At 57.7% G+C, this 21960-nt stretch carries 21 protein-coding genes; 11 read left to right on the forward strand and 10 right to left on the reverse strand.

Going from position 1 to position 21960, the window contains the following annotated elements; all coding sequences use genetic code 11:
* Positions 1-12 precede the first annotated feature (12 nt).
* The 7 genes from ACR0BT_RS05305 to ACR0BT_RS05335 all read left to right on the forward strand — a co-directional run bounded on the left by ACR0BT_RS05305 (position 13) and on the right by ACR0BT_RS05335 (position 6776).
* Positions 13-1029 (forward strand): Gfo/Idh/MocA family protein, encoded by a 1017-nt coding sequence (locus ACR0BT_RS05305; protein ID WP_480762647.1) that lies wholly within the window; start codon positions 13-15, stop codon positions 1027-1029.
* Positions 1026-2027: a Gfo/Idh/MocA family protein gene (locus ACR0BT_RS05310; RefSeq protein WP_480762648.1), complete on the forward strand. Its 1002-nt coding sequence runs from the start codon at positions 1026-1028 to the stop codon at positions 2025-2027. Before ACR0BT_RS05305 ends, ACR0BT_RS05310 begins: the two co-directional genes overlap by 4 nt.
* Positions 2024-3076, forward strand: coding sequence for a Gfo/Idh/MocA family protein (locus tag ACR0BT_RS05315; RefSeq protein ID WP_170626573.1), 1053 nt, complete (start codon positions 2024-2026; stop codon positions 3074-3076). Before ACR0BT_RS05310 ends, ACR0BT_RS05315 begins: the two co-directional genes overlap by 4 nt.
* A complete protein-coding gene (gene uxuA, locus ACR0BT_RS05320; protein WP_480762649.1) occupies positions 3073-4254 on the forward strand; it encodes a mannonate dehydratase in 1182 nt (393 codons plus the stop codon). Before ACR0BT_RS05315 ends, uxuA begins: the two co-directional genes overlap by 4 nt.
* 224 nt (positions 4255-4478) lie before the next feature.
* Positions 4479-5369: an NAD(P)-dependent oxidoreductase gene (locus ACR0BT_RS05325; RefSeq protein WP_170423988.1), complete on the forward strand. Its 891-nt coding sequence runs from the start codon at positions 4479-4481 to the stop codon at positions 5367-5369.
* A gap of 11 nt (positions 5370-5380) precedes the next feature.
* The gene (locus ACR0BT_RS05330; RefSeq protein ID WP_480762650.1) at positions 5381-6244 is read left to right on the forward strand and encodes a sugar phosphate isomerase/epimerase family protein; all 864 of its coding nucleotides are present in this window, start codon (positions 5381-5383) and stop codon (positions 6242-6244) included.
* A gap of 112 nt (positions 6245-6356) precedes the next feature.
* The gene (locus ACR0BT_RS05335; RefSeq protein ID WP_480762651.1) at positions 6357-6776 is read left to right on the forward strand and encodes a secondary thiamine-phosphate synthase enzyme YjbQ; all 420 of its coding nucleotides are present in this window, start codon (positions 6357-6359) and stop codon (positions 6774-6776) included.
* Between the two features lie 30 nt (positions 6777-6806).
* Here ACR0BT_RS05335 and ACR0BT_RS05340 read toward each other — a convergent pair whose 3' ends face one another.
* The 8 genes from ACR0BT_RS05340 to ACR0BT_RS05375 form a co-directional block, all read right to left on the reverse strand.
* Positions 6807-7577: an SDR family oxidoreductase gene (locus ACR0BT_RS05340; protein ID WP_170396139.1), complete on the reverse strand. Its 771-nt coding sequence runs from the start codon at positions 7575-7577 to the stop codon at positions 6807-6809.
* Positions 7574-8614, reverse strand: coding sequence for an alcohol dehydrogenase catalytic domain-containing protein (locus tag ACR0BT_RS05345; RefSeq protein ID WP_170403544.1), 1041 nt, complete (start codon positions 8612-8614; stop codon positions 7574-7576). The genes ACR0BT_RS05340 and ACR0BT_RS05345 overlap by 4 nt, the downstream gene beginning before the upstream one ends.
* A complete protein-coding gene (locus tag ACR0BT_RS05350; protein WP_480762652.1) occupies positions 8611-9711 on the reverse strand; it encodes a mandelate racemase/muconate lactonizing enzyme family protein in 1101 nt (366 codons plus the stop codon). Before ACR0BT_RS05350 ends, ACR0BT_RS05345 begins: the two co-directional genes overlap by 4 nt.
* Positions 9711-10706 carry an ABC transporter permease gene (locus tag ACR0BT_RS05355; protein WP_170396133.1) on the reverse strand — a complete coding sequence of 332 codons (996 nt, stop codon included), beginning with the start codon at positions 10704-10706 and terminating at the stop codon, positions 9711-9713. Before ACR0BT_RS05355 ends, ACR0BT_RS05350 begins: the two co-directional genes overlap by 1 nt.
* Positions 10707-10709: 3 nt before the next feature.
* Positions 10710-11687: an ABC transporter permease gene (locus tag ACR0BT_RS05360; protein WP_170512694.1), complete on the reverse strand. Its 978-nt coding sequence runs from the start codon at positions 11685-11687 to the stop codon at positions 10710-10712.
* Positions 11672-13207, reverse strand: a complete 1536-nt coding sequence (locus ACR0BT_RS05365; protein WP_480762653.1) for a sugar ABC transporter ATP-binding protein — start codon at positions 13205-13207, stop codon at positions 11672-11674. Before ACR0BT_RS05365 ends, ACR0BT_RS05360 begins: the two co-directional genes overlap by 16 nt.
* A 67-nt stretch (positions 13208-13274) precedes the next feature.
* The gene (locus tag ACR0BT_RS05370; protein WP_170733471.1) at positions 13275-14249 is read right to left on the reverse strand and encodes an ABC transporter substrate-binding protein; all 975 of its coding nucleotides are present in this window, start codon (positions 14247-14249) and stop codon (positions 13275-13277) included.
* A gap of 54 nt (positions 14250-14303) precedes the next feature.
* On the reverse strand, positions 14304-15761 hold the full coding sequence (locus ACR0BT_RS05375) for an aldehyde dehydrogenase family protein (protein WP_480762693.1): 1458 nt from the start codon (positions 15759-15761) through the stop codon (positions 14304-14306).
* Positions 15762-16008: 247 nt separating this feature from the next.
* Here ACR0BT_RS05375 and ACR0BT_RS05380 point away from each other — a divergent pair, with 247 nt between their 5' ends.
* Both ACR0BT_RS05380 and ACR0BT_RS05385 read left to right on the forward strand, forming a co-directional pair.
* Complete coding sequence (locus tag ACR0BT_RS05380; protein ID WP_170396944.1) at positions 16009-17037, forward strand: LacI family DNA-binding transcriptional regulator; 1029 nt, start codon at positions 16009-16011, stop codon at positions 17035-17037.
* 10 nt (positions 17038-17047) lie between these two features.
* Positions 17048-18685: a GMC family oxidoreductase N-terminal domain-containing protein gene (locus tag ACR0BT_RS05385; RefSeq protein ID WP_170626566.1), complete on the forward strand. Its 1638-nt coding sequence runs from the start codon at positions 17048-17050 to the stop codon at positions 18683-18685.
* 140 nt (positions 18686-18825) lie between these two features.
* On the opposite strand, the gene ACR0BT_RS05390 is transcribed toward ACR0BT_RS05385, so the two are convergent.
* Positions 18826-19137, reverse strand: coding sequence for a cupin domain-containing protein (locus ACR0BT_RS05390; RefSeq protein WP_170396125.1), 312 nt, complete (start codon positions 19135-19137; stop codon positions 18826-18828).
* Positions 19138-19172: 35 nt separating this feature from the next.
* On the reverse strand, positions 19173-19853 hold the full coding sequence (locus tag ACR0BT_RS05395) for a GntR family transcriptional regulator (protein ID WP_170818000.1): 681 nt from the start codon (positions 19851-19853) through the stop codon (positions 19173-19175).
* Positions 19854-20113: 260 nt separating this feature from the next.
* Here ACR0BT_RS05395 and ACR0BT_RS05400 point away from each other — a divergent pair, with 260 nt between their 5' ends.
* Both ACR0BT_RS05400 and ACR0BT_RS05405 read left to right on the forward strand, forming a co-directional pair.
* Entirely contained in the window at positions 20114-20899 is a 786-nt protein-coding gene (locus tag ACR0BT_RS05400; protein WP_480762654.1) for an SDR family NAD(P)-dependent oxidoreductase, read from the forward strand.
* A 51-nt stretch (positions 20900-20950) separates the two neighbouring features.
* A complete protein-coding gene (locus ACR0BT_RS05405; protein WP_480762655.1) occupies positions 20951-21934 on the forward strand; it encodes a TRAP transporter substrate-binding protein in 984 nt (327 codons plus the stop codon).
* The last annotated feature ends 26 nt before the right edge of the window (positions 21935-21960 follow it).

The following is a 21960-nucleotide window of genomic DNA, read 5'->3' on the forward strand; positions in this document are numbered from 1 at the left end:
CCGGGGGAATGAATGAATATTGCGCTGATTGGTTTGGGGATGGTTTCGGGCACGCATGTCGCTGCCATTCAAGCATCGGATCAAGGCCTCAGTCTTGCCGGCGTCCTCGGGCGCAACTCTGAAAAAGCAGCTGAGTTCGCGCGGCGAAACGGCACCCGCGCATTCGGCTCGATCGAGGAAATCGCAGACGACCCAAACGTCGACTTTGCGATCATCGCAACACCGCCCGATCAGCGCTCAGAGTTGGTTCGGGTTCTTTCGAGCGCTTCGAAACCGATCCTGATGGAAAAGCCCATCGAGAGAACGCTGGGCGCCGCGACAGCCATCGTCGAGCAGTGCGAGGTATCCGGTGTGCCGCTGGGCATAATCTTTCAGCACCGCGCCCGCGCCGCCTCGCAGGCGCTGAAATCAGCCATTGAACAGGGTGAGCTGGGCGCGATCGCCACGGTGGAGATCCGTGTCCCCTGGTGGCGCGATCAGAGCTACTATGACGAGCCGGGTCGCGGCACTTATGCGCGCGACGGAGGCGGTGTCATGATCTCGCAGGCAATCCACACGCTTGATCTTGCGATGTGGCTGCTGGGGCCGATCTCGGACATTCAAGCCATGATGAGAAAAACTCCGTTACACGATCTCGAAGCTGAGGATTGGGCAGGTGCAGTCTTTGAAACGGATAGAGGCGCCGTGGGCACTATGATGGCGACTACTGCCGAATATCCCGGGGCCGCTGAGTCCATTACCATCCAAGGCACACGCGCCAAAGCGCATCTGGAGTCAGGTGTCCTGACCTTAACGACTTTCGATGGTCATAAATCCACGGTTGGCGAAACGTCCGCCACAGGCGGAGGGGCCGATCCCATGGCGTTCACCCATGCTTGGCATCAGGCGGTCATCGAGGATTTCGCCAAGGCTGTTGCCGATCGCACGCTGCCCATGGCCACCGGACGCAGTGCCCTTTTGACCCACGCCGTCATAGACGCGATGCAGATCGCCAATCGAACCGACCAGAAAACACGAGTCATCTCATGAGACTGACCTGCGTCGCCCTTGGCCTGGACCACCGCCATATCTATGGCATGACGGAAAACATGCGTAAAATCGGCGTGGACTGCGTTGGCTACTGGACACAAGGCGATCCGGAAACGCTACCGGGCTACGTCAAAAGGTTTCCCGATATTCCGCGGCTGGCCCGACTGGAAGACGCCCTAACCTGTGGGGCGGATCTGGCGCTGATTTCGGCAATACCGGCAGATAGGGTCGCGTTGACGATCCGCGCCATGCAAAACGGCATGGATGTCATGAGCGACAAGCCGGGCTGCACGACGTGCGAGCAACTCGACCAGATCAAGCGAGCTGTCGCCGACACCGGTCGAATCTGGTCGGTGAATTTTTCCGAACGATTTGAAACGCCCGTCAGCACCCGGGCGACCGAGTTGGTCGAGTCCGGTGCCATCGGGCGCGTGATCCAGACGGTTGGGCTTGGCCCGCACCGATTGAACCGGGCAACCCGGCCGGATTGGTTTTTTCAGCGTGACCGCTATGGAGGTATTCTGACCGACATCGCCTCGCATCAAATCGATCAGTTCTTGCATTACACAGGTTCGAAAACCGCAGAAATTACAAACGCCTATGTGGCGAACTACGCAAACCCCAAAGATCCCGGATTGCAGGATTTCGGAGAGCTCAATCTACGAAGCGAGAATGGCACCGGGTACATCCGGGTTGACTGGTTCACGCCGGATGCCTTGCCAAACTGGGGGGATGGTCGTCTGACGATCCTCGGAACCGAAGGATATATCGAGTTGCGGAAATACGTCGATGTGGGTGGGGCCTCAGGGACAGACCAACTGATCCTCGTCAATGGTGAAACCTGCCAAAAGATCGACGTAGCCGATGCCGGCCTTCCCTACTTCGCGCGCCTGGCCGATGACATCCGCAACCGGACCGAAACCGCGATGACACAGACCCACTGCTTTACGGTCATGGAACTGGCACTGCACGCGCAGGAAATGGCGGAACGCAGATGATCAACGTTGCGATCCTTGGCGCAGGTATAGGTGCGCAACATCTGGACGCTCTGGAACGGCTTGACCGCACCTTCCGCGTAGCCGCCGTGGTCGACCAGAATACGGACCGGATCGAACAGATACGGCAGAACTCGGATTTTCGAGCACTAACCAACATTCAGGACGCTCTGGATGATCCGGCGATTGATGTCATCGACATCTGCCTGCCGCCGCATCTGCATGTACCAACCACGCTTGCGGCACTGGCCGCAGGAAAACACGTTGTCTGCGAGAAGCCTCTTGCGACCTCGATGCAAGATGTGGATCGGATCACGGCAGCCACACGCAACGCGGGCAAGCAGGTGTTTCCGGTGTTTCAATACCGGTGGGGCCCGTCACTTGCCCAATTGCGCCACTTGCAACGCGCAGGCCTGACCGGAGCGGTCCAAACTGCCGCGCTTGAGACCCATTGGTCCCGAGGGGCAGACTATTACGCGGTGCCGTGGCGGGGAACATGGGCTGGTGAACGCGGCGGCGCAGTGCTGGGCCATGCCATCCACAACCATGATCTGCTGACTCATATCGCGGGTGATGTCGCCTGGGTGTCTGCGATGGCCACAACGCGGGTAAACCCGATCGAGACCGAAGACTGCGCCGCGATCTGCTTTGGTATGACTTCCGGAGCTTTGTGCACAAGCAATATCACCCTGGGCGCCGCCACGGACGAAACCCGCCTGCGGCTAGTCTTTGAAAAGGTGACCGCCACCTCTGGCACCGAACCCTATGCCCCGGGTCAAACGCCCTGGACATTCGTCGCGCGAGACCCTGTGTATCAAGCCGCTATCGACGAGGCCCTTGCAGCCGCCACTGACGAGCCAACAGGTTTCGAAGGGTTCTTTACCGAAGTCGGCAGGGCGCTGCGGTCCGAGGCAAATTCGGCCGTTACGCTGAAGGATGGCGCTGCATCCATCGGCCTTGTGACAGCGATTTATCACGCGGCGCGCACCGGGCAGCGCGTTGCTCTTCCCATCAGGTCCGATCACCCGCTGTATGAAGGATGGCTGCCATGAAACAATGCTGGCGTTGGTTCGGACCCGATGATCCGATCGCCCTTGCCGCTCTCCATCAAGTCGGGGTTCAGGGCATCGTCACCGCGCTGCATCACATCCCGCCGGGACAGCCCTGGGACGAACCAAGCATCGCCGATCGGCAAGCAGTTCTGGCTACTGCCGGGTACAGTTGGGACGTTGTCGAAAGCCTGCCCGTTTCCGAGGCGATCAAAACACAGTCCGCAGACATGGCTGAACATCTGCAGGCGTATAAGTCCAGCCTCAGGTCCCTGTCCGCCCGTGGCATCAAAATCGTTTGCTACAACTTCATGCCAATCCTGGATTGGACGCGCACCGCCCTTCGCGCACCGCAGCCGCACGGCGGAACGGCCATGCTGTTCGACCTGACCGATTTTGCTGTTTTCGACATACATATTCTTGAACGTCCGGGCGCGTCCGAAGACTATTCCAGCGACGTCCAGCAAACGGCCAAGGATCGCTTCTTGCGCATGTCGGATAAATCCAAGGCCCAGTTGCAGCATAATGTCACAGCGGGGTTGCCCGGCGCCAACGATCAGTGGAGCGTGCAGGACGTGCGCGCTTTGTTGCAGACCTATGCACATATCGACCGTGACCGGCTTCGCGCAAACCTGATCGACTTCCTGTCAGAAGTCGCCCCAGTCGCCCAAGAACTGGAACTACGCTTGTGCTGTCATCCAGATGATCCGCCGTTCTCGTTGCTTGGTCTGCCGCGGATCATGTCCAGTACCGATGACTACGGCGCCGTTCTGGATGCGGTTGATTTGTTGGCGAACGGCGCAACGTTGTGTACCGGATCGCTGGGAGTGTCTCCCGAATTTGATGGGCCGGACTTCGTGCGCAGGCATGGCGACCGAATTCACTTTGTCCATCTGCGGAATACCCAACGCATCGCCGGGTCAGACAGCCAGAAGCCGGACTTCTTTGAGGCCCCGCATCTGGAGGGCGACACCGACATGGTCGGCACCATTCGCGAACTAATGAACGAACAGCGCCGCCGCAAATCCCAAGGGCGTTGCGACTGGCAAATTCCGATGCGACCCGACCACGGACAAGAACTGCTGAGCGATCTGGGTGGACACAGTACTCCCGGCTATCCGTTGATCGGGCGTATGCGCGGGCTTGCGGAACTGCGCGGCATCATGGCGGCGTTCTCCTAACGCGTCGGATCAGGCGGTTTCTTTTCGCCCGCAACACTTCTATGCTTGCCTGAGCGCCGCATTCTTCGTTTAATTGCTATACGTAAACGGGCAGCGGGGTGTCTTCCGGACTCGCCCGACGTCTGTACAAGACGCGTGAAACTCCCGCGAAAACCGATGCGATTGGGCATCATTTTTCGAAACGTCTGCCATACGGCAATGGCGAAATATCGGGAGGAGTCCAAATGAAAACTGCAGGCGTAATAGGTCTTGGCGACATGGGCAGCGGCCTTGCCAAGAACCTGATCAAGAATGGCTTTGAAACATCAGGTTTCGACCTGAGCGAGACGCGCATGACGGCATTTGCTGACATGGGCGGCCAGCCCAAGGACAGCGTGGGACAGGTCGGTCGACACGCCGCCAGTGTGTTTGTCATGGTAATGAACGGAGATCAGGCCCGCGATGTCATTCTGGGTGAAAACGGGCTGGTTGCGAACATGGCCAAAGGCGGAACGGTCATCCTGTCGGCGACCATTACCCCGGCCGAAGCCCGCGCCATCGGGCAGGATATGGAAGGCTCGGGGATTAACTTAATCGACACGCCGGTCTCAGGTGGGTTTCCCGGCGCGCAGAACGGCACATTGACGATGATGGCTGCCGGTGCTGCGGATGCGCTGGACCGAAACGCCGAAGTCATGCAGGCAGTATCGGCAACCATTCATCGGGTCGGAGAAAACGCTGGCGACGGACAAACCGTGAAAGCCTGCCTGCAATCCCTGATCGGATCGATCTTTTCCGCCACATTCGAGGCTGCGGCCCTGGCGGCCAAAGCCGGTGTCAGCGGTCAGGCATTACTTGATGTGTTCTCCTCATCCAGCGCGGGGTGCGGCGTCGTGAATTCCGCCCTTGAAAACATCATTGATCGCAAGTTCGAGGCCACCGGCAGCCATATCGCAACCATGCACAAGGATCTGACGATCTCGCTGGCACTGGCCGGTGCGTTGGGCGTTCCAATGCACACAGCATCATCCGCTATGCAGATCTTTCACGCAGGAAAAACCAAATACCCGAATGGTGACAACTGGGTGTGTACTCGCGTCATCGAAGAAATCGTTGACGCAGAATTGCATCGCTGAGGGGACCGGACATGAAATTGGGTGTAATTTGCGACGGCATTTCCCGCGATCTGCGGCATGCCGTGGACGTGATGGACGAGTACGGCCTGGACTATGCAGAGCTTCAATTCGTTGGCGATGCGGAGGTCGGGGATCATTCCCCGCAGCAAATTGCCGAGATCGACGCGCTTTTGCGCGACCGGGGCAAGCCTGTGTCATGTCTGTCGCGCCATATCTTTGCGGGGATGACAGCTGCCAACAGGCCCGGCGACGACCTGCACACTCGGCATATGGACGCCTTGAAACGCGTAATCGACATGGCGCATGTTGTTGGGTCTCCGCTGGTTCGGATCATGACGCAACGAAAAGAGCAGATACTGTGGGGAAAAAACGGCGCCGAGAAGTGGAACGTAGCGCATGGGGTATGGGACTCGATGCCGCCGCTGATCGCGCCGGCGGTTGAACTGGCAAGAGCTGAGGGCGTGACGCTTGTCGTGGAAACCGGAAACGGCACGCTGGTCAATTCCAACTATACAGCCCGCAAGCTGATTGACGAGTTGGACGCAAAAGACTCTTTGAAAGTGCTGTGGGACCCCGGAAACAACTGCTGGTGCCATGAACTGGCATATCCGGACGGTTATGAAGAACTGCGCGGCGGCTATCTGGGTCACATTCACATCAAGGACGTGAAGGTCGACACGCCACGGGCAACGCTGGAAGTGCGCCGCATGGGGGAAGGTCAGCTTGCGCCTTTGTTCCAACCCATCGCGGACGCGCTTAGATCCGACGGCTATGATGGCGTCATTTCTTTCGAAAGCGTTTATCACCCCGACAACGGGAATTTCGAAGATGGTTTTCGTCTGTGTGTGGACCAGTTCAAAAGCCTGTTTGCATAAAAATGCAGTCAATATGCGTTCAAAATCAAAAGCTTGATCCCCATTGCTGAATACCAAGTGGGATGTAGAAAGCTGGGCGCGTTCGCGTGAAATCAAGGAAAGGGCCTGCTGGATGAAACAACAGTTTTTTGACCTGTCCATTGAGACGCCGGGCAAATCCCTCATCGACATCAGCGGGATCGTGCAGCGTGCGGTGTTCGAACACGAATTTGTCTCGGGCCTGCTGTCCCTTTGGTGCGTCCACACCGGTGCCGCGCTGTTGGTGCAGGCCAATGCCGATCCCGATGTGCTCAAGGATATCGAGACGTTCTTCGAGAAACTCGTACCCAAGTCACCAGGCAAGTATCACCACCGCCCGACCGAGGACGACAACGCTCCATCGCATCTGCGGGCGCTGTTGACGCAAACTCAGGTATCGATCCCGGTCGAACAGGGGCAGCTTCCGCTGGGTCGCGTACAAAGCCTGTACCTGTTCGAACATCGGGAAGCACCCAAGGCACGCCGATTGAAGGTGCACTACATCGGGACGTGATGCCTTGGATCACATGGAGCGTTGGCAGTGCTAACGCCCCATCCAGCCCCCGTCGACTACAAGGATTTCACCGTTGACGAAGTCCGACGCAGCCGAGGCCAGAAAGACCACCGGTCCGGCAAAATCAACAGGCGTACCCCAACGGCCTTGGGGTGTTCGTTCCAGGATCGACTTCGACCGGACCGGATCATCCCGCAGGGCTTGGGTGTTGTCGGTCGCGATGTAGCCAGGCGCGATCGCATTCACGTTTACGCCCTGCCCGGCCCATTCGTTGGCCAGGGCTTTGGTCAGCTGTCCAATCCCGCCTTTCGAGGCCGCATAGCCCGGAACGGTGATGCCACCCTGAAATGTCAGCAGCGATGCAGTGAAGATGATCTTCCCCGAGCCGCGCGCCAGCATGTCCTTGCCGATCTCGCGTGACAGAACGAACTGCGAGGACAGGTTCACCTCCATCACTTCGTCCCACCAGTCGTCCGGGTGTTCGGCGGCGGGTTTACGTTTGATCGTGCCGGCATTGTTGACAAGTATATCAGGGGTTTGTCCGTCGGCTCTCAACTGATCAATGAACCCATGCAGCGCGGCGCGATCCGAAAAGTCGCATTGGTAGGCCCGGAAATTGCGTCCCATCGCCGTCACGGCTTTTTCGACATCCGAGCCAGACAGCTCGAGCGAGGCGGACACTCCGATGATATTGGCTCCGGCCGATGCCAATGCTTCGGCCATACCGCGCCCGATACCGCGTTTGCACCCGGTCACAAGGGCCGTCTTTCCCGTCAGGTCGAAACTTTGCAAAACACTCATGAACGCGGTCCTACTTCGATCAGGCTTTTCATTGCGGTTGGGCTGCGATCCAGTGCTTCGAACGCGGCCTGGATGTCTGCCAGAGGGCTGACGTCCGTGATCACAACATCCGCGTCCACTCCGCCCGAAGCGACAACTGCAATGGCTTTCTCGTAATCCTCTGGCTCATAGACCCGAGCACCGATCAGTCGCAGCTCTCGCCAGAAGAACTGGAACAGGTCGATCTGGGGCTTTTGAGCATGGATCGCGACCATTACGATCCGGGCCCGAGTCGCGGCAACGGCGGTCATTGCATCGACACCGGGCTGCGTTCCTGACACCTCGAAAACCACATCTGCCCCTTTGTCGCCCGTGCGCGCGTTGATTGTGGACACCAGATCGGTTTCGATTGGGTTGATCGTGTCAAAGCCAAGTTTTTCAGCAATCGCAAGACGGTTCGGATTCACTTCGGAAATCACGACATTTCCACCCGCGTCCCGCGCAACCATGGCAACCAGGATGCCAATCGGGCCGCCGCCGATAACGACAACGTCCTCTCCAGGTTGCAGGTCAGACAGCCGCACATCGTGGCAGGCAACGGCAACCGGCTCGATCAGCGCCGCGTGATCCATGCGCAAGTCATCCGGCAGAACGTGCAACGTGTGGGCCGGAACAGTCCAGATCTCTTGCATCGCGCCATCGGTGTCGAGGCCGAGAAACTTGAGATTCTGACAGATATGCTGATGCCCCCGCTTGCAAGCTGGGCATTCTCCGCAATGATCAAGCGGTCGGACAACGACCTTCTGGCCGGGTTCGACCGTATCGACGCCCTCGCCCACCGCTTCGACCACACCTGACATCTCATGCCCAATCACCCGGTTCAGGCCGACGCGGGCATCCATGTTGCCGTGGTAGACGTGCATATCCGTCCCGCAAATCCCACAATAGGCAACACGAATGGCAGCCTCGCCGGGACCCGGATCTGTCGCTTGGGCTTGCTCTACTGCAAAGCTCTTATCGCCCCTGTAGTATGCGGCAGTGATCGTCTGGGTCGTCATCTATGCATCTCCTTGTGTTCCGCATTCAATTTGTCCCAGTCGAATTCCACTCCGGTTCCCGGGGCATCCGGGGCCACGGCCAGACAGTCTTCGACAACTAGTGGACGGGTCGTGTACTGGTCTATCGGGAATGAGTGTACTTCTAGCCAGCCTGCGTTGGGTTGCGCAGAAACAAGGCTGACGTGAAGCTCCTGCATCCCATGACTGCAAACCGGAATGCCGTGCTGTGCGCTTAGCGCGGCCACGCGCAGCCAGCCGGTGATTCCGCCGCAGTTTGAGGCATCGGGCTGGATAAAACTCAGTTTCGCGTCATCAAAGGCGTATTCAAATTCGTGTATGGTGTGCAGGTTTTCACCCATGGCAAGGGGAACGCCCGTCGCTTCGACAATTCGGCTATAACCTTTGTAGTCGTCTGGAATTGTCGGTTCCTCGAACCACAGGATATCGCAGTCGGCGAACCCTCTAGCAGCGACGATGGCCTGTTCGACACTCATAGAGTAATTCGCATCGACCATGAAGAACCGGTCCGGCCCCAGCATCTCGCGTACCGCCCGGGCACGTGCAAGATCGTCGGCCAGGTCTGGTTGACCGACCTTGATCTTGACTGCGTTGAACCCACGCGCAAGGTACCCTTCGGTCTGACGCAGCAGTTTCTCCAACGAGAAATTCAGGTCGATCCCGCCGGCATAGGCCTTGCACCGTTTGGACGCTCCACCGGCCATCTGCCACAATGGCGCATTCTGCGTTCTGCCGCGAATATCCCACAGTGCAATATCTACGGCCGAGATGGCAAACGAGGCGATCCCACCCCGTGCGACGTAGTGCACGTGCCACTGCATGGCATCGTACAGGCTTTCGATCTGTTCGGCGTCTTGTCCAACAAGGAACGGTGCCAGGTCATGCTGGATCATCGCCAAGATGGCATGGCCACCCTTGCCCCCGGTATAGGTATACCCGACCCCCTCGACCCCATCCGAGGTTTGAATGGTGACAGTGATCAATTGAAAAAACGTGTGATCCCCATGTTTGGCATCGACTAGGACTTCGGCGAGCGGAACGTTGAACAGCCGCGCTGATACACTTTCTATGCGATTCATTAACCTAAGACCTTCTGCTGCCTGGCAATAACCCGAGACTGTAAAAGGATGACCGCAAATAGAAAGCCTCCACGTATGACCATTTGCCAATAGGCACTGAAACTGATGGTGCCCTGACCGTTTTCAAAGTTTAGAACGTTGAAGACCAGTCCCAGCAACAGCGCGCCAGCGACCGTCGCAGGGATCGATCCCATCCCACCCGTCAACAAAGTGCCGCCTACAACCACGGAAGCGATGGCTGACAATTCCCATCCGATGCCTTCAAGGGGTTGCCCAGCTCCAAAACCCGAGGCCAGAAAGACTCCGGCCAGCCCCGCACAGCCCCCCGACAGCAGGTAGACAAAAGCCTTGGCGCGATTGACCTTGAGACCCATGAGGTTCGAGGCATCCTCGCTGCCACCGATCGCCAAGACGGTCCGCCCGATGGTTGTTCTTTCCAGCACCAACCAAAGTGCCAGAGTCAGTCCGGCCACGATGACGATCGCCCATGGAAACATGCCAAACGCCTGCCCCATGCCAAGCTTGGTGAAGTTCGACCCCCAATCGACCGAAATTGTCTGGGCGCCCGAAATCACCAATGCGCCGCCTTTTGCGGCCAGCATGGTGGCCAGCGTGGCGATGAAGGGCGGGATCCGAAGGATGATTATGCAAAAGGCGTTGATCGCCCCGAAACCAACCCCGGCAAGAACGGCCCCCGGCAACGCAACCTGAATCCCATACGGGCTGAGATAGGCCGCAACAACCGAGGTAAAGGCCGCCACGGATCCGACCGACAGATCAATCCCGCCGGTCATGATCACAAAACACATGCCCAGCGCAATCGCGATGAACATCGCGTTGTAATTCAGGAAAGACGAGAAATTGTAGGCGCTGCCAAAGTTGTCATAGCGCATCAGCCCGAACAGAATCAAAGCCAGCAGTGCGATCCACACCGTCACCGAGGCCGAATTACGTCGAAGGTATTTTCGCAGGTCAAAAGCCGTTTCATCCAACATCGTTTAAGCCCTCCGAAACTGCTGGACCCAAACGGCCAGGATAATGATGACGGCCTTGGCGATCAGTGCAACTTCGTCCTCTACCCCGTTGGCCAACAATGTATATTTGACCAACTGGATGATGACGGCACCCAGTATGGCACCAAAGATCGGCGCTCGCCCGCCTTGCAAAAGAGCCCCGCCAACAACCGCGGCCGCAATGGCATCAAGCTCCATCAGATTGCCGTTGCGCGCGGCGTCCGAGGCCGAGTTGATTGCAACCACGATCAAACCGGCTAGGCCCGCAAGCACCGCGCAGATGACATAGGCCCCGATCTTGACCCGTCGAACGGGACCACCCGACAGATAGGCCGCGCGTTCATTGCCCCCTATGGCCAGCAAGTAACGGCCCCATGTGGTTCTGGTGATCACCCAAAACAGCACACAGGCAATGGCCAGCGCCAGCCAGCCCTGGAACGGCAAACCAAGCACTTTACCAGTTCCAAGATAACTGAATGAAGGGTTTGAAAACGTCTGCAGGTTCCCGTTCGTCAAGACTTGGGCAATACCGCGACCAGAGATGAAGAGAATGAGCGTTGCAACGATGGGCTGCACGTTCAACACGGCAACCATCACGCCGTTGAATACCCCGCATAGCCCCGCAATGAACAGCGGCAGGACAATGGCCAAAGTGACGCCTAGCATCGGATTGGCAGCACCCAGATCCGACAGAAAGATCAGCGGAGCAAGCGCCCCCGCCAGCGCCATGACCGCCCCAACCGACAGATCGATCCCACCCGTGGCGATTACCAGCGTCATCCCCATGGCCACGATGGCGATCGTAGCGACCTGGCTGATATTTACGAACAGGGTTTGCAGTTGCAGGAAATTAGGTGTGAAAAACGCGTTGAATACCAATAGGGCGACCAACGCGGCGATGCCGCCGTGAAAGCGGAAGGGCATTGATGCGACCCGTTGCGGCAACTTCATTGCGCGGTCCATGAACCAGTTCCTTCTTCATGATGCGCAAGCGCGCGCACCAGTATGTTCTCGGTGACCCCGGGGTTGGTCAGTTCCTTGACCGAGCGTCCCTCGTGCATGACAACGATGCGGTCAGCGCCTTCCACCAGTTCTTCGAATTCCGAACTAATGAGGACGACACCAAACCCCTTCTCGACATAAGACCGAATGAACGATTGGATCTCTCGCTTGGCGCCAACATCCACGCCTCGGGTCGGCTCGTCGAGTATCAGGATGTCGGGCTGCGTCGCCAGCCAACGGGCAAGCAACACCTTTTGCTGGTTGCCACCGGACAATTCGCGAATGGGCTGGTCCATATGCGCTGCCTTGATGCCCAGATCGTCGATGAACGCCTGAACAATCTCGCGCTCGCGGGCAAAGTCGATTTGACCACGACTGGCCAGTTTCGGCAGCAGGGCCAGCGTCATGTTCTCGCGCACGGACATGTCTGGAATGATCCCTTCGGCCTTGCGATCTTCGGTCAGAAAGCCGACGCCGTTTGCGATCGCGTCACCCGGTCCGGACGGTTGACCGACCGTGCCATGCAACTCGATTGCGCCGCAGCGTTTCCCGTCCACTCCGAACAACGCGCGCGCCGCCTCGGTCCGGCCAGAGCCCAGCAATCCGCCCAACCCGACGATTTCCCCACGGTGGAGCGTGAGGTCGAAATGCGTCAGCCGCGGGCCTGTTGAAACAGAGTCCGCCCGTAAAACGATATCGCCTTTCTTGGCCTTGGCACCTGCGAAGTCCGTCAAACCGTCTGCCGCGATCTCATCCTTGTTGCGGCCCAGCATGTCCGCGATCATTTCCAGTTTGGTCGTGTCCTGGACGTTACGCGTGCTGACGGTGCGCCCATCTCGCATCGTTGTGACTCGATCGCATATTTGGAACAGCTCATCGAGGAAATGCGAAACATAAAGAACAGACACGCCCTGTTTCTTCAACTCGCGCACAACACCGAACAGCACCTCGACTTCGCTGGCATCCAGCGACGACGTGGGTTCGTCCATGATGACAAGTTTCGCATCCAACGAAACAGCCCGCGCAATTGCAACCAACTGCTGGATCGCTGTCGAGAAATTTCCTAACGGCTCGGTCACGTCGATATCTATGCCAAAGCGCGTAAGCACCTCGCGTGCGCGCCTGTTGCCCTCGCGCCAGTCGACCAGAAAGCCGAGACGTTTGGGCTCGTACCCCATGATGATGTTTTCAGTCACTGACCGCAGCGGTACCAGGTTGAGCTCTTGATAGATGGTGGCAATTCCGGATTCCTGCGCTTCGCGTGGAGTGGAGATGCGGCTTGGCACACCCGCCAGATGAACGTCGCCGGCATCCCGATCGTAAACTCCGGTCAGAACTTTGATCATCGTCGATTTGCCCGCACCGTTCTGGCCGATCAGCGCATGAACCTCGCCGGGCGCGATTTCCAGGTTGGCCTGGCTCAGTGCCGGTACGCCGGCAAACGACTTTTCAATTCCCGACATCGAGACGAGCGCATTCATGAGATGTCTTCCTCCGATTGCTTGCAGGCGGCGCCGACCACAGGCCAGCACCACCCACCAGGGAGAATCAATAGGCTTCGTCGATGTGATCGGCCGCATTGTCCTTGGTAAAGATGCGATCTTCGACTTTCACCCATTCCGGGATCGCCTCGCCAGCCGCGTATTTATTCATGACTTCACAAGCCAGAGGGCCGAAGAAGGGTGAGCTTTCCACCGTCACCCCCATCTTGCCATCGATAATAGCCTGAAGTGCATCGCGTGTCCCGTCGATCGAAACGATGGTCACGTCCTCGCCGGGCTTGCGGCCGGCCAGTTCCAGAGCCTGGATCGCACCGATCGCCATCTCGTCATTGTGGGCGTAGACCACGTTCACATCGGGGTGCGCCTGCAGCAGGGTTTCCATCACCTGACGACCCAGGTCGCGCGCAAAGTCACCGGTCTGAGAAGCCACGATCTCAAAGCGGTCATCCGCTGCAATCGCGTCGTCGAAACCTTTTTTGCGGTCATTTGCAGGTGAAGAACCAGTCGTGCCTTCCAACTGGACGATGACGCCATTGTCGCCGTCGAAATTCTCCATCAGCCACTGTGCGGCCCGGTTGCCCTGATCAATAAAATCCGACCCAAGGAACGCCACAAAATGCTCGCCCGGCTTGGCAACGGCCGGATCAACCGAGCGGTCCACCAAAAAGGTCGGGATTCCCGCTGCACGGGCCTTCATAACGGCTGGGATCAACGGCTTTTCTTCCCGCGGGGGCAGGAACAGAACGTCGATGCCTTGGGCGATCATGCTGTCCACATCCGCAACCTGCTTTGCCGCAGATCCGGCCGCATCCGTCGCGATCAGATCCCAGCCACACGCCTCGGCTGTGTCATGGAAAGATTTCGTTTCGGCAATGCGCCACGGGTTGTTCGATTCCATCTGCGCAAAGCCGACCTTGTAGCGATCCTTCTGCTCAAGCGGTGGCAGATCCTGCGCGATCACCGTGGTGCCCAACAGCGCACCTGCGACAACCGTCGAGATCAAAAGAGTTCTGCGTTTCATGGTTATTCCTCCTCCATTGGTGCGGTCGCCTCCGTTTTGACCGCGAGTTTTAGGTCATGCCCAATTCATGTAAGTCGTCTGTTTCCTCAGATAGCCATCGAAGCCATACGCGCCGTCTTCGCCCCCAACCCCGGACAAACCCCAACCGGTGTGAAATCCCTGTACGGCCTCACCATTTGAGCGGTTCAGGTACAATTCGCCGAACTTCAAACGGCTCGGGGCCTCCATCAATCGCCGGTGCGATGCCGTAAAGAGATAGGCAGACAGCCCGAATGATGTGTCATTCGCTACGTCTATCGCCTGATCAAAATCATCGACTCGCATGGCTGTCGCCACAGGGCCAAATACCTCCTCTTGCATCGCGGCATTGCCGTTGTCGGAGACCTCAAGAACCGTCGGGGACATCCAGTGTCCTTTGCGGTGCGCGCTGTCCAACAGGGGCCCGCCTTCCAGATGGACCGTGGCACCTTCCGTGATGCTGCGCTTGATGATTTCGTCGACCTTGGACACCTCGGCCTTGCTTACTTTGGGACCCAGATCGCAGTCCTCCATCGGATCCCCGATCGACAAAGCGCGGGTCGCAGACACGAATTTTTCAAGAAACTGATCCGCAATGCTGCGATGTAGATACATACGCTCGTTGCAGGTGCAAATCTGGCCGCAATTGGCAAACCGGGCGGCAATGGCGGCCGAAACAGCAGCGTCAATATCCGCATCCTCCATCACGATGAACGGAGCCTTACCGCCAAGCTCGAGCCGGACAACCTTGATCCGGTCGGCCGCGGCGCGAAAAATCTCTTTACCGGCTCGTGTGCTGCCGGTCATTGTGATCAGTGAGGTATCGGGGTGTTCGACCAACCGCTGCCCTACCACCGGCCCCTTGCCTGTCAGTACATTCAGAACACCGGGCGGAAACGCGACCTTTTCGGCAAGCTCGGCGATCGCGAGACCGGACAGCGGCGTGATTTCGTGCCCCAACAGAACAACAGTGTTGCCAGCGACCAGCGCAGGCCCGACTTTCCTGGCGGCCAATGCCAACGGATAGTTCCAGGCCGTCAACGCAACAACAACGCCATAAGGATGACGCCGTATCTGGATTTCCTCGGACTTGTTGTCCGATGCCACTATGTCACCCGAAATCCTCCGGGCCTCTTCAGCCGCATGGCAAAGAAAGGTAACAGCAGCATCAACTTCACTCCGGGCCTGCGTGATCGGCTTGCCCTGCTCGACCGTGATCAAAGCTGCCAGACGCCCGGCGTCAATCCGAATGGCTTCGGCCAACCGCTGAACCAGTCGCGCCCGCTCGATCGCCGGGCGCGAGGACCACGAGCCAAAAGCACGATGGGCCGCCTCGACAGCCGCATCCGCATGAGCGGCACCGCCATCTGGAACTTGCGCAAAGATCTCTTCATTTGCAGGGTTCTCGACACCAACCGTGTCCGCGTCAGAGTCGGTAAAGCGGCCATCGATGAACATCGAATGCCGAACCACCTGACCCAACTCCCCCACCACAGACCGCAATTTCGCCTCCCGCGTTTGCTCGGTCAGACCACATTGGCGACCGCACTGCCGATCAAAACACTAATAATATTATTTCGTCAACACTAATATTAATTACTATTCACTAATATTAGTTGCGTGTCCTCCGCATAGTCGATAAAAAGGAAGCGAACAAAAAGGTTGAGCGATGAACGATCAAGCGAACAAGACCGGGCAGCACAGGGGCGTGGGACGAGTCGCGGGCCGGCAGCGCATAACGATGCATGATATTGCACGCGTAGCCGGGTGCTCACAGACGACAGTATCGCTGGTTCTAAACAAGAACGATTCCGTCAAAATCTCCGAGGACACAAAGCAAAGAGTCCTGGATGCCGCCAACACGCTTGGATACGCCATGCCCTCTCAACTCAGGAAACCCCAGGACAGCGCGCCTCGACCCTCGGCGTTAGACGGCACCATCGCTTTTGTCGTGGACGATCTGGCGTCGAGCCCCGAAATGGTAAACGCGTTTAATGGCGTGAAACAGGCCGTTCGGGACACGGGAAATCTTGTATTGCTGGCAGAAACCCAAAACGACCCCGAGGTCGAACCCAGAACGCTTAGGTATTTCCTCGACCAACAGGTTGCGGGCATCATTTACGCAACCGTTTTCACCCGGCGGGTGGTCGTTCCGGAAATACTCAGGCAGACCGCAACCCCGGTTCTGCTGCTGAACTGCTTTTGCGACGACCTCTCTTTTCCTGCGGTGATCCCCGGCGAAGTCGCTGCTGGACATACGGCGACCAACGCCCTGATCAAGGCGGGGCACAAACGAATCGCCACCATCACCGGCGAGCCGTTCATGGAATGCGCCGCAGGGCGAACGACCGGGTACAGAAACGCCCTTGCTTCCGCCGACATCCCATTTGACGAGGATTTGGTCATCGAGGGCAACTGGCTGCCCAGCGCAGGCTATGCTGCCACGCGCGAATTGATGGACCTGCCCTCTCCGCCAACCGCCATTTTCTGTCAGAATGACCGAATGGCAATCGGCTGCTATGAGGCGCTCAAGGAACTTGGCCTATCCATCCCCGAAGACATCTCGGTCATCGGATTTGACGATGACGAAACCGCGCGACACCTGTCGCCCCCCCTGACCTCGATGATCCTTCCAACTAGGGCGATGGGACGCTGGGTCATCGAACAGTTGTTCCACGGTCCGACGGATGGTCAGCGACACCCTCTCGTGAAGCTTGAATGCGAACTGGTGGAGCGCGACTCGATCAGCGAACCCAAACGCCGGGCCTGAAGGCGAACTCATGACGGAAACCTTCGATCATATCGTCATCGGCGGCGGCTCTGCCGGCGCAGCCGCTGCAGCGCGACTGGTCAACCAGGGCAAGTGCAGGGTTCTGGTGCTGGAGGCCGGGCATTCGCACCGCCATCCGTTGCTGGACATGCCGCCGGGTATCTTCAAGATGATCAACGGGTCCAAGTTCATGACCTACCACCAGACCGAACCGCAGGACCACCTGGACGGTCGCGTGCATGACATTCCGCAGGCCAACGTGCTGGGTGGCGGGTCGTCTGTGAATGCCCAGGTCTATATGCGCGGCCGCCCTACTGATTATGACGCGTGGGACGACCTGCTACGACAGACCAACGACGGGGTCGGCTGGGGATGGGATGATGTGCTGCCCTACTTCCGTAGAATGGAAGACAATAACAGGCTTCACAATGACCTGCATGGCAGCAACGGTCCGGTGCAGGTCTCGGATCCGGGGCATATCGACGACATGTCACGTTGGTTCGTTCAGTCGGTGCAGGCCCTTGGCGAACCATTCAACACGGACTTTAACGGCGCAACGCAGCGCGGTGTCGGGTTCTATCAGTTCACCAATCGCGCCGGTAAGCGCAGTTCGTCAGCCTATGCGTTTCTCGCCCCTCTCGAGACGAACCCGAACTTGACCATCCAGCTTGGCGCAACGGTCAGCAAAGTCATCATCGAAAACGATAAGGCCGTCGGCGTGCAGTATCGAGACAAACGCGGAGCCCACACGGTCCGGTGCGATGGTGAAGTTGTCGTTGCGGCGGGCGCTCTGGTGACGCCAAAAATACTAATGCTATCAGGCATCGGACCTGATGCACATCTTGCCGATCACGGTATTCCCGTGATCTGCCCATTGCCTGGGGTTGGCCAGAACCTGATCGACCACCCCGAAGTTCCAATTACCGCCTTTGCCAACGGTCCCTACGGATACTTCAAACAAGGTGAGGGCTGGCGGATGCTTCGCAACGGCATCCAGTTCAAACTGTTCGGCAGCGGACCGGTGACTTCCGCCGGAGTCGAAGCCGGCGCGTTTGTCAATCCGTCGATTCCTGATGGAGAACCAACCATTCAAGCTTTTTGCGTGCCAATTGTTTATCTGGATCGCGACGCTCTGGACGAGGTGCAGGATGACTTTGGCCTGACCGTTACGACCGTCGTGGTCAAACCGAAATCACGCGGAGAGGTCCGGCTTCGCTCGGCCGATCCTCACACCATGCCAGTGGTCTCGCCCAACCTTCTGAAGCATGAAGACGACATGCAAGAGATGATCCGGGGGCAGCGGTTCTTTCGCCGGGCATTCACGTCGGGCCCGCTTGCTCAAAGGGTTCGCGAAATCGTCATTCCCACAGCGGACGACGACCAAACGCTACGAGCACATTGCAAGCGATTCGTAAAAACCAACTATCACCCGGCGGGCACTGCCAAAATGGGCCGGGACGGCGACGGAATGGCCGTGCTGGACGCCAGGATGCGCGTGCGCGGAATCGAGAGCTTGCGGGTGTGCGACATGTCAGCCGTGCCCGACATCAACGCCGGCAATACAAACGCACCTGCCATGATGCTGGGCGAACGATGCGCCGACCTGATCCTCGGCATCGGATCAGCCCGCGAGATACGCAATTCCTAACCTGAGCTGCGGCGTCGCCCGTCATTGATCCGATTTCTAACGCAGAATATGGCGTCGCCCTGCCCGACCCACCGAAAATAGACTACCCTGCCTCAATGCGCAGAACGTGGCCAAAGGTCATGGCGCGGACGGAAAACGCCTTACAGAAAATCGTCCCGCCTGGGCGTGAAGCAATCGATCAACTCTCCGGCAGCCAGGCAAACACAACCATGGCTTACACCGGACGGAATGATCAGGCTGTCACCGGGTTCCAACGCTCGCTCCTGATCTCCGATGACAAAGTTGAACCGCCCGGACCGCACAAATGTCGACTGCACATGCGGATGGTCGTGCAACACGCCTTCGGCACCTTCTTCAAACCGGAATGAAACCATCATGAGGTCTTCATTATCCGCCAAAACCTGGCGCGTGACACCTGATGCAGGTGATACAATCGGATAGCTCTTGGTCATAATGCGAGGTCCTTAGTCAGTTGGCGGCGTTCAATTTACTCGAAATACTCGGCATGTTTCGAGTGAACCTCCTCGATGGTCTTGTCGATACGGCCCAAATGACGGCGTATTGTCTCGGTCGCAGTCGCCTCGTCGCGGTCTGCTAGCGCTTTTGCCAGCTCAACATGATCCCGAACCAGAATGTCGGCCTCGCTCTCGCGCCCAAGGCTTAGAACGCACAGGCGATCGATCTTTCTTTTGCATTCCTGAATCGTATTGAAGGCCAGCGGGTTGCCGCTCAACTCACAAATCAGCCGGTGAAAGTCATAGTCGAGCTGATGGAACTTTTCGGCCTCGTTCCCTGAAACGACATCTTTCTGCTGCTTGAGATTGTCTTCCAGTTGCTTCGAATACTCGGGCTTCCAGTTCCGACATGCAGCGCGCACCACTTCCAACTCGACCGAGAGGCGAACAAAGCGTGCATGACCGATGCGTTCCATGGAAAAACTACGTACCCGCGTGGCTTTCTGTGGCCGGATCAGCAGCAAATCCTGCGCCTCAAGCCTGTTGAAAGCATCGCGGACCGGCTGCCTCGACACTTCGAACTTTTTTGCAATATCTGCTTCGGACAGTTTTGTTCCCGGCAGAATTTCCAGTGAAACGATCGCCTCGTACAAACTCTCATATACGATGTCAGTGGTGGTGCGCCGCTCGATTTTATCCGTAATACTTTGCATTTCCTGCCTTTTTCTGCGCGTGACCAACACCGGCGGCATTCTGGGCCACTAGGCCCCTCCCTCCGATATTCCTCAATGTATCTCCAACCAATCCTATTGGCACGCGCCGTGCGATGCTTTTTGAGGATCCCAAACAAAATTGTTGACAATACTAGTATCCTAGTCGACTACAATAGGCAACACTGCTGAATGCTCGTTAAGGCTCAAAGACCAAAACGGGCGCACTGACTGGATGACCGGAGACCCAAAGGGACAGGAAAATGACCGAATTGAACGCTGAACAGATTGGCCCTTACTTGGAACTGGCAGGGAAGGTTGCGATCGTAACCGGCGGCGGACGGGACATTGGCCGCGCCTGCGTCATGAAACTGGCCAAGGCTGGAGCGTCGATCGCGATCAACTATCACAGCTCATCTTCGGGTGCGGAATCGGCGGTTCAGGAAATAACGGCTGTCGGAGGTAAGGCGATTGCCATACAGGGCGACATGACCTCCGGTGCAGATGTGGAAAGGCTGATCTCGGAGACTATCGCGACATTCGGACCTCGGATCGACATTCTTGCCCACGTGACCGGCGGATTGCTGGCCCGGAAGACCCTGTCTGAGATGGATATGGAACATTGGTGCCATGTCATGGACCTGAACACCACTTCTTTTGCTCGCACTGTTCAGGCCGTGTTGCCGCATATGAAAAAAGGCGGCGCGATCGTCGGGTTTGCGAGTCAGGCGGGGCGTGACGGGGGTGGCCCAGGCGCCGTCGCCTACGCGGCCTCGAAGGGTGCGGTCATGACGATGACGCGTGGATTGGCCAAAGAACTGGGGCCGGACATCCGGGTAAATTCGGTTTGCCCGGGCATGATCGACACCGATTTTCACAATGTCTTCACAAAAAGCGAAGTGCGGACCAACGTGGCCGGCGCCACGCCGCTTAAACGCGAAGGCACATCTGAGGATGTCGCCAATCTGGTCGCCTATCTGGCCTCAGACGCCGCTGCTTTCATTACGGGCGCGAACATCGACATCAACGGAGGCCTGCTCTTTTCATAACCGGCCTTCGCCGGGCATCGAGTCAACTGTCTGTTTTCTAGGGAGGAAAATATGAATATCAAACTGACTAAAACGCTTATGAGCGCCGCGACCGTGGTCGTAATTACCGGGAGCGCATCCTTCGCAGAGGATTGGCGCGGGTGGAATATCCACGTGGATGGTTACCCAAACACCATCGCGATGGACAAATTTGCAGAACTCGTTACGGAAAAAACTGGCGGTGAAATCAGCCTTCAAATGTTCCATGGGGGCACGCTGGGCAGTCAGCCCGACGCGGTTGAACAGGTCCGCGCAGGCGCATTGGAAGTCGGCAACTTTAACCTGGGCCCAATTGGCCCGATTGTCGCCGAGGCCAATGTTGTATCGTTGCCCTTTATATTCAAAGACGTCCCGCACATGTTCCGCGTCTTGGACAGTGAGGGTGGCGAGGCAATTGCAACGGGCATGGCAGCCAAAGGCTTGACACCTCTTGCGTGGTATGACGCTGGCGCTCGCTCCTTCTACAACGGAACAAAGGCAATCAACGCACCTGCCGATGTTGAGGGAATGAAAGTTCGGGTCATGAACAACGACCTGTTTACAGGCATGATTTCTGAGCTTGGTGGCAACCCATCGCCAATGGCGTTTGCCGAAGTTTATCAGGCCCTGAAAACCGGTGTCGTCGATGGTGCCGAAAACAACTGGCCATCGTACGAGTCAACTGGCCACTTCGAAGTTGCAGGTTTCTATTCGCTGTCTCAGCACCTGATCATACCCGAATGTATCTGCATTAATACCGACACGTTCAACGCACTGTCACCTGAGATGCAGGCCGCGGTTCGAGAGGCAGCTCAGGAATCTGCAAAACTTCAGCGGCAATTGTGGGCCGAGCGCGAAGCAGCCAGCCGTACAGCCGTCGAAGAAGCTGGTGTGGTCGTGAATGAAGTGGCAGACAAAGCCCCGTTCCAAGCGGCTATGGGCCCGGTTTACGAAGCCTACTTTGCTACGAACCCCGATTTACGCCCGCTTGTCGAGACTATCCAGGCGACGGACTGATTTAGCTACATTGGGTCTGATATTGT

The organism is Ruegeria sp. CJ6 (assembly GCF_056536665.1).